Raw genomic sequence first — 7544 nt, 5'->3', positions numbered from 1 at the left:
ATCCGGTCTGTCCGGTTCGCTGTGTCTGCTTGCCGTGAGCGAACTGGCGCTGTATGGAAAGCCGGGCCATGCGGGCCAGACGAAATATCGTGCCGACTTTCGCATCGGCCAGCGGCGCTACAATCTGGCCCTGACCGACGCGGTGGCAACCGCCTGGCTGGCGGGTATGCAGCGGCTGGAAGTGGCCGACGCCTACCTGTGCATCAGTCTGGCGGTGGCGTTTCGCGACGGCTTCGCCTACAAGCTGGCAACGGCGGTGATCACCAGGGAGCGAGCGGAGAGCATGCGATGACGGCCATTCAGACCATCGGACATTCAAATCATGACATCGACGCCTTCATCGCCCTCTTGCGACTTCGGGGTGTGACCGCGATCGCCGACGTGCGTTCTCAGCCGGTCAGCCGCCGCTTCCCGCAGTTCGACAAGAAGGCACTGCAGGCGAGCCTGGCGGCGGCAGGGATTCGTTATGTGTTTCTCGGGGAGGGGCTCGGCGCACGCCCGCACGACCCCGCTTGCTACGTCAAGGGCCGCGCCGACTTCGACCGCATCCGTGCCTCCGCCGCTTTTGCCGAGGCACTGGCGCGACTTCGCCGCGGCGCCGAGGAGTACCGGATCTGTCTGATGTGCGCCGAGCGCGACCCGGCCGACTGCCACCGCACCTGGCTGGTGGCGCAGACGCTGCATGAAACGGGGGCCGTGGTGACGCACATCCTGGCCGACGGCACCGTCGAGCCGCACGATGCGCTGCTGCGCCGCGTCGCCGGGGCAGACTCCGGTACGCCCAGCCTGTTCGGCGACGATGCCGAACTGCTGCTGGCTACCGCCCGCCGCGAGGCAGCGCGAGTCGCGTATAGCCCGGACAGGCCGCAAGGCGAGGAGGACGGCGAATGAAGGTTTTCACGATCGGCTTTACGCGAAAGACCGCCGAGCAGTTCTTCGGCCTGCTCGACCGCCCGGACCTCAAGCGCGTGCTCGATATCCGCCTGAACAACACCTCGCAACTCGCCGGCTTCACCCGGAGCGCCGACTTGCGCTTCTTTCTGCGTCGCGTTATCGGCAAGGACTACGTGCATCTGCCCCAACTGGCACCGACTGCTGATATGCTCAAGAAGTATCGCGACGGCAAGGGCGACTGGACTGCCTACGAGCGCGATTTTCTGGCGCTGATCAGCGAGCGTCGCGTCGAGGAAGCGGTGTCGGCGGAACTCCTCGACGGCGCGTGTCTGTTGTGCAGCGAGGCGACGCCGGAGAAGTGTCATCGGCGCTTGGTGGCGGAGTACCTGGCCCAGCGGCGACACGACCTGATCATTGAGCATCTGCTGTGAGTGCTGCCGCGCCCGGCCTCGAAAATGGGCCGTAGAATGCCTTCCTTTTCCGAATGCCCTCCATGACACCTTCCAACGGTAAACCACGCCATTCCGGCGCTGCTTCGAAGGTCAATCTCTGGCTCGCGATCGGCGACGAAACCGGGGATTTTGAAGATCCCCAGTCTCCGACTCTCCATGGCTCTGGCCTGATTCTCGCGTGTCCTGCCACTCTCGTCGCAGCACTCAACGAAAGCCTCGACGGCAAGACGATTCGCAGTCGAATGGACGCACCGGTCGAGGGACTCCGGAGCTGGTTGCTTGCCAAAGGTCCGGAGAAAGCTGAGGAACTCAAGAGGCACCACGTGCGCGAGGCGTGGCTTTACCTGCGTGAAAAGCGCGTCACGGGCGAATACCCGCTCGATGCCACGCCAGCGGATGAGGTTCTGAGGAACCTGCTGGCGGCGTTTCGCTGGTTGGCAGGACATCCGGGTATCGTCTCGCTAGGCATTCATGGAAGTGGAAGGGAAGTGATGAGCGATTTCGCTACGGGTGGCGATTCGATGGCGGTCCTCGGGACGCTCTACGGGCGGATGCTCGCGCTGATAAAGCCGTTTCTCGGCGCGTCGCCGCGAATTCGCATGCTCGCGGGTCGCCGTTCCGAAAAACCGGATTCCGACTCTATCCGGCGTGCCGGCCAGGATGTCCCGGCGCCTGCCTTCGGCAAGCGGCAGACGACCAGCAAGACCGGTGGCAATCGCGCTTTGCTGGACGCGATGGAGCGACAGTTCTGGCAAACCCTCGCCAGCATGGGGGATCAATGGCCGGTGCCTCCAGGCTCGGCCGCGCGCCAGACAGTCTTTGCCGGCTACATGAGCACGGACGCGTTGGTCACGGCGCTGGAGAGAGAAGACATACAGGCCGCCAATCTGATTCGCGGGGAAGAAAACCGACTGAACAGCTTGGCCGACCTGGCCTGCAGCTTGATGGCCGCAAGCTGCGATTCCCGGGCGCGAGATCTGCGCATCCGCTTTCCCGATCCGATCGGTCCCAATGTCCGCTTCTTTTCGGCAAGTGAGGTGATGGCATGAGCCGCTGGCGTTTTGCGCTGCGTCTCGACAGTGGCCTGGCTCTCTTCGCCGGACAAGCGGTGGCTCTCGCGTGGCAGGCCGATGGCCCTCGCCTGCAGATCGACGTGGCGCCGACTGCTGGCGGCAGTTCTCCGGACGAGGGCGTTTTCAGCACCTTGTCACAGGCGCTGCGGGCGCAGTCTTTCGCGGCTGCGGGCAAGGCGGGCGAGGTCGCGCCGCTGCCCATGCCGTGGCGTGTCTGGGTGAAGTCCACTGCGCTGCCGTCGACTTCGGATCTGCTCGCGGCCGAACTGGCGCTGGAACTCTGGTTGGTACCGTCGCGCGAGGTCAATGACCTCGATGCCGTCAGAGGGGCGCTGGCAGCCCGTCGAGCGACTCTGCATGAAGATGTTCGCGAGGCACTGGCCTATTGGCTGCTCGGCTCGACCCATCCACTTGGCGGGCGCCCGGATCTGGAGAAGTCGTGGCGCAGCGATACGCACGAGGTGCTGGTCAGGCGTTCGCCAGACTGGAGGAGCCGGCGGCGCCCACTCGAACCCTTGCTCGCCGCCGCACAGCGTCTGTTCAAGGAACTCACGCTCCGCCGCCGAATCCCCGTGACGCTTGCGAGCTATGAGGATCTGGCGGATTCGCTTGGCGCACAGACGCCGCCGTTGCCGATCGCTTTCCGCCAGGCCATCTGGTGGGAGGCGGGCTATCAACTCGCCGCACAGGGCCTTCATCGTGAGGCGGGTGCAGCAACTGATCGCTACCGCGAGGCCTGCTACGAGCTGCGGCAACGTCTGCCGGGGCTGGCCGAAGGGGAGATTCCCGGATTCGGTGTCAGCGTCGGGCGACGTGCCTATTACCAAGGAGACTTTCGCGCCGCGCTCGATGCGTACTGGAGGGAGTGGCAGTCCGGCTCCGAGCAGCACCGGTTGCGCCTGCGGCGCCTGATCGCTAACGTCTTCACTGACCTTGGCGCGCTCAGCGCCGCCCGCCGGCTGGCCACCGAGGCGTTTTCCGGTCAGGAGATCGACGGCGACCCGGAAGCCTACAAGACACTTGGCCGCTGCGGAGAAATCGCCCTTCGTGCGGGCGATCTGGAGTGCGCCGCCGATTTCTATCAGCGCTCGCACGCAGCTCAGGAAGAGTTATTCGGTACGACGGGCGTGAGTGGGCAGACCGCCGTCTATCGCGGACACGTGGCCCTGCTCGCGGGCCGCCTGGACGAGGCTACCGCCCGATATGCCGAGGCCCACGCGGCCGATGCGCGCAAGGACTCCCGCCTCAATGCGTATGCCCTGATGGGTGAGGCGGTGCTGGCGCTACAGCGTGATGATCGTGCCGCGGTCATCGCCTGCCTCAATCGACTTGAAGGCACCGATGAATCCTCGAACGATCGCGATGTCCTGCCACGCGCGGTAGTCGCGCTTGCCGCCGTCGCCGCCAGCGCGCCTCGCGACAAGGGTCTGGGCGCGATCGCTGATCTGCTCAAGAACAACTACATGGCGGAGACGCTGGCGCTGCTGCCGCTGGTCTATCCCCGCGTAGGCATGGCGAGCAAGGCGTTGAATCGCATCGCAGACACCTTGCAGCAATGGGACAAGGCGCTCGACGCCGTGCCCGAGTTGGTGGGCGAGCACGTGGATGGTGATCCGACACCGAGGACTTTGCTCGCGGTGATTGCGGAAGTGAGGAAGCGTGACAGCTGGCAAGCGCTGGCCCCCTGGCGCTCACGGATCTTTCCGGCTAGTCTCCTCGCCATCGCCAGTCCGCCAGCCTGATCCCGTTTCCTCTCTGCGTGCCATGCGGCGAGCCGTCCTCACAACGGCATCGTGCCGAGACGCGCCGCACTTCCAGGGTCGTCGGCGTTGATCTCCGCTACTGCCCTCGTTGCCGATTCCACCAGATCCGTTGCAAATGCTGTACCGACGCTTTCGTCCAGTTGGCCGAAGATGCCCTTGCGCCGTTGCTGGAAGCGATCAAGAAGCCGGCGGCGCTCATCGCCACGACCCGCAAAGCCCGACAGGCAGGCGGCCTCCAGGAGGTAACGGGCACGCTCCAGTGCGCACAGGGCGCGATCAAGACTCAGGGGCGGAGCGGCTCCTTGAAGACATGAATAGGCAATGGCATAGGCCCATGGCCCGGGGTCGTCGTCAGTGAGCCTTGCTTCGGCATGCGACAGCCAGCATTTCGCGAGCGTCAATTGCGCCGAATCGTGGCTGACCCAGGCGTGTGCCGCGAGTGCACGCAGCAGATAGGCGACGGTTTCGTTGCCGTTACCCAGCGTTTCACTGCTTGATCCCGCCAGTCGCTGCGCGACTTCGTCCGCAAACGCGGTGGCGGTGTCCGCGCGCACCTGGCCGGCGAGGTATCCCCAGGTCGCGAGATAGAGCTGCCAGGCCAGTTCGCGACCGCTGTCGGTCCTTGCCTGTCGGCGTTTTGCCGTCATGTAATCGAGCGCGAGATGCAGTCGGCCACGGCGGGCTTCCATCCGTGCCAGCCAGTCGAGGCGCTTGAAGTCTGCCCAGTAGCGATTTTCCGGGTCATCCCACAGGCAGTCCTGATGGAATTCGATGATGGCTGCGGCGCTCTCGGGTAGATTCATGTCGATGAAAAGATTGGCGAGTGCGCCGAGATACTCCGCCCTCTCGTTAACCGTCAGATCGGGAATCTGGAGTCCGCGTGAGAGGTACCTGGCCATCTGCGCGTAGTTACCGACCCGGCGTGCCGCCGAGGCCAGGCCACGGATCGCCGCTGGGGATTCCGCATCGCCGAGCTGTGTGGAGAGATCTCGCATCGCCGGATGGTCGTGTTTTTCCGCCAGCCAGAGCAGCGGCGGCAACATCCAATCACGAGTCAGCGGCCAGGCTTGCGGGGAGGTCGCGTGCTGGTAGGCGGCGAGAAACTCGTCGCGTGTCGTTTCGTCATCGAGGGGCGGGCGGCGAGAGTTGCCATGTTCGTCATCCCACGTCATCCGGTTCCATGCGGCGCACGCTGTCGGGTCAATGTCGCATTCACCCCATATCGTCAGTGCAAGCGGATTGCCGGCGCCATCGAAAGCTGCTCTTGCTCGCGCCAGCCACGACCGGTTCTCGCCAGGGAGACGAGTCCCTGCAAACACGCTCTCGACCACGCCCGCCATTTCCGGCGCCGAGATATCGCCTGTGGCGACGATGACGGTGCGGCATCCCTGATTGAGGAACTTCTGCGCCAGGTCGCCCATCGCCCTGTCAACATTGCAGGCGAGCAGCCAGATGCGCTCGGGCATCGGGTGGGCGACAGGCAGGGCAAAGGAGTTTCCATCGGCATCGACCAGACCGTGCGACCGGCCATGGGCCACGATGATGAAGTCGCCGGTCGCGGCCAAGTCTCGTTCGATAAAGGACGCCCGGCTCCTGCGCAACCTTTCGGACTGGATCAGCGGCTGGAAGCGGTCGAGGAAGGAAAACTCTGCCGGTGGAAACAGATCGAGAAAGCGGGCGGGCTGGTGGGTGCTGGTTTCCTCGCGATGCCAAGTGGCTCTGCGGATGACCAGGGCTTGTGCAGCAAGAGGTCGGCCCCCAAGGGCAAGCGCCTCCCAGCGCAGGTGTTGCCAGGATTGCGGCAGGCTCGGTTCGAGCAGCAGTAGCCAACGGGCGGCAGGATTGGGCGATGGCATGACCGGCAGCAACTCGGGCAGGAACGCCTCGACGGCCTGGGGGGGCTCCGCCATATTGGGAAGCGGTAGTTTTCGATGCGTGTCTCGCGTGAGGAGGTGCAGTGCGGCGCTCTCTTTGGCGCGGTCTTCGCGCCACAGGGCAACGAACGGCAACATGTGGTTCATGGCCAATCGGCAGGCGGCTCGGAGGGTTCAAGGGAGAGTTCGAGCCGTCTGCCGCTGGCGGTGATCAGCATCAATGCCGTACTGCCCTGGTCCCAGGCGATTGTGTCGGTATCGCCGGGTAGAAGGCTTACTCTTTCTTCGACCTGCGCGCCTTTCCGGACTTCGACCACCAGCGGCTCCGTTCCGACTGCCGTCACTTCCATCCGACCCTCGCCTTTGGCGGTCAATTCATGCAGCCGCAGGCGCGCAAGGCCGGGCCAGGACAGGTCGGGAAGGCCGGACGCATCGTCGCCGCTCATGGGCACGGCCACCGGTGGCTCGGGCAGAAGAATCTCGGCAGCCCTGCCGGCGGCGGCGATCAGGCGATTGAGCAAGCTTCCTTCGCGACCCGCAGGGATTTCCGCGAGTGCGCGCAAGGCCAGGCGAGCGGGTTCGCGAACCGCCTCGGCGGCTTCGAAGTACAGTTGCTGATAGCGGTGTCTCGCGTCGTGCTCACTGCCCAACGGGCTACCGGTGGTCACGCGCAAGCCTGTTGACGTGGTTCGCGATGCCGCCCGTCCCGGCCAGGCGGCGATGTTGACCGGCGCCTCGGTCACGGCGAAATCGGCGGCCAGCGAACGTACCGCTTGCAGACGGGCTGGTGACAACTGTCCGACGATGCGCGCCGCCATTGGCAGATAAAGGTGCACGGGGTTCCATAGCTGTACCATCGCCGCTTCTGGGTCGAAGGGGGCGTCCTGTTCCTGCAGGACGAAATCCCACCAGCCGGCGTAGTCGGTTTCCGCCGATACCAGCCAGCCGTGCCAGACGGCCGCGGCTTCGGCAGGCGCGTCGAGCAGGACGTACAGGGGGGCCATCATGATGGCGTCGAGCTGCGCGGGCCGTGGGGTGACGATCTTGTCCCCCCTGACGATCTGACCGGGCGCCGGGAGGGCAAGGGAGGCCAACGGGGCCGCTGCCACACGGCGCCGGATGATGTCGCGAATCTGGTCGGGAAGGGCTGGCGGGGAGCGTGTCTCTTCATCGAACTTCGCCGTGCGATCGTCCTGGATATCGTTGTGGTATTCCGTCCATTCCGGCGAGCGGCGCACGGTGTCGGCGATGGCTGGCGACGTCTCGCCGCGTTTGACAGCCTCGATCAGTCCTTCGGAGACGCCAAATAGGCGCCGCTCGATCTGCTCGATCGGGGGAGAGAGCGGAAAGTGCTTTTTCATGTGGCAGCCTCCTGCTGTTCTGCCCATGACAACGCTTCGAAGCAGAGAATTTTCAAGACGCCAAGAATCAACGGGCTGTTTTCAGGCGGACCTTCCCGGAGCCCTTGAGGTAAGTCATTGATTAATT

The 7544-nt window shown here is 64.7% G+C and carries 7 protein-coding genes; 5 read left to right on the top strand and 2 right to left on the bottom strand.

Translation table 11 applies throughout. The features are described from left to right. The 5 genes from CAPSK01_RS13260 to CAPSK01_RS13240 all read left to right on the top strand — a co-directional run. Positions 1-292: hypothetical protein (locus CAPSK01_RS13260; protein ID WP_273703660.1), on the top strand; the 292-nt coding region annotated here is incomplete at its 5' end. Continuing rightward, a complete protein-coding gene (locus CAPSK01_RS13255; protein ID WP_273703659.1) occupies positions 289-891 on the top strand; it encodes a DUF488 domain-containing protein in 603 nt (200 codons plus the stop codon). The genes CAPSK01_RS13260 and CAPSK01_RS13255, both read left to right, overlap by 4 nt. Further along, a complete protein-coding gene (locus tag CAPSK01_RS13250) occupies positions 888-1325 on the top strand; it encodes a DUF488 domain-containing protein (RefSeq protein WP_034927401.1) in 438 nt (145 codons plus the stop codon). Before CAPSK01_RS13255 ends, CAPSK01_RS13250 begins: the two co-directional genes overlap by 4 nt. 62 nt (positions 1326-1387) lie before the next feature. Further along, entirely contained in the window at positions 1388-2395 is a 1008-nt protein-coding gene (locus CAPSK01_RS13245) for a hypothetical protein (protein ID WP_034927398.1), read from the top strand. Then, complete coding sequence (locus CAPSK01_RS13240) at positions 2392-4161, top strand: hypothetical protein (RefSeq protein WP_034927396.1); 1770 nt, start codon at positions 2392-2394, stop codon at positions 4159-4161. The genes CAPSK01_RS13245 and CAPSK01_RS13240 overlap by 4 nt, the downstream gene beginning before the upstream one ends. A 38-nt stretch (positions 4162-4199) precedes the next feature. Here the strand turns inward: CAPSK01_RS13240 and CAPSK01_RS13235 are convergent, their stop codons facing one another. Further along, positions 4200-6203 carry a hypothetical protein gene (locus CAPSK01_RS13235; protein WP_273703658.1) on the bottom strand — a complete coding sequence of 668 codons (2004 nt, stop codon included), beginning with the start codon at positions 6201-6203 and terminating at the stop codon, positions 4200-4202. Further along, positions 6200-7417 carry a hypothetical protein gene (locus tag CAPSK01_RS13230; protein ID WP_034927390.1) on the bottom strand — a complete coding sequence of 406 codons (1218 nt, stop codon included), beginning with the start codon at positions 7415-7417 and terminating at the stop codon, positions 6200-6202. The genes CAPSK01_RS13235 and CAPSK01_RS13230 overlap by 4 nt, the downstream gene beginning before the upstream one ends. Between the last annotated feature and the right edge of the window lie 127 nt (positions 7418-7544).

The organism is Candidatus Accumulibacter vicinus (assembly GCF_000584955.1).
In the GTDB taxonomy this organism is placed as follows: domain Bacteria; phylum Pseudomonadota; class Gammaproteobacteria; order Burkholderiales; family Rhodocyclaceae; genus Accumulibacter; species Accumulibacter vicinus.
The sequence above is the reverse complement of the archived record's forward strand: the minus strand, read 5'-3'. Positions and strand labels throughout refer to the sequence as shown.

What these genes read in the sequence shown, in the direction of transcription:
- CAPSK01_RS13250 (WP_034927401.1), top strand. Translation starts at nt 888, where the DNA reads ATGAAGGTTTTCACGATCGGCTTTACGCGAAAGACCGCCGAGCAGTTC.
- CAPSK01_RS13240 (WP_034927396.1), top strand. Translation starts at nt 2,392, where the DNA reads ATGAGCCGCTGGCGTTTTGCGCTGCGTCTCGACAGTGGCCTGGCTCTC.
- CAPSK01_RS13255 (WP_273703659.1), top strand. Translation starts at nt 289, where the DNA reads ATGACGGCCATTCAGACCATCGGACATTCAAATCATGACATCGACGCC.
- CAPSK01_RS13230 (WP_034927390.1), bottom strand. Translation starts at nt 7,417, where the DNA reads ATGAAAAAGCACTTTCCGCTCTCTCCCCCGATCGAGCAGATCGAGCGG.
- CAPSK01_RS13235 (WP_273703658.1), bottom strand. Translation starts at nt 6,203, where the DNA reads ATGAACCACATGTTGCCGTTCGTTGCCCTGTGGCGCGAAGACCGCGCC.
- CAPSK01_RS13245 (WP_034927398.1), top strand. Translation starts at nt 1,388, where the DNA reads ATGACACCTTCCAACGGTAAACCACGCCATTCCGGCGCTGCTTCGAAG.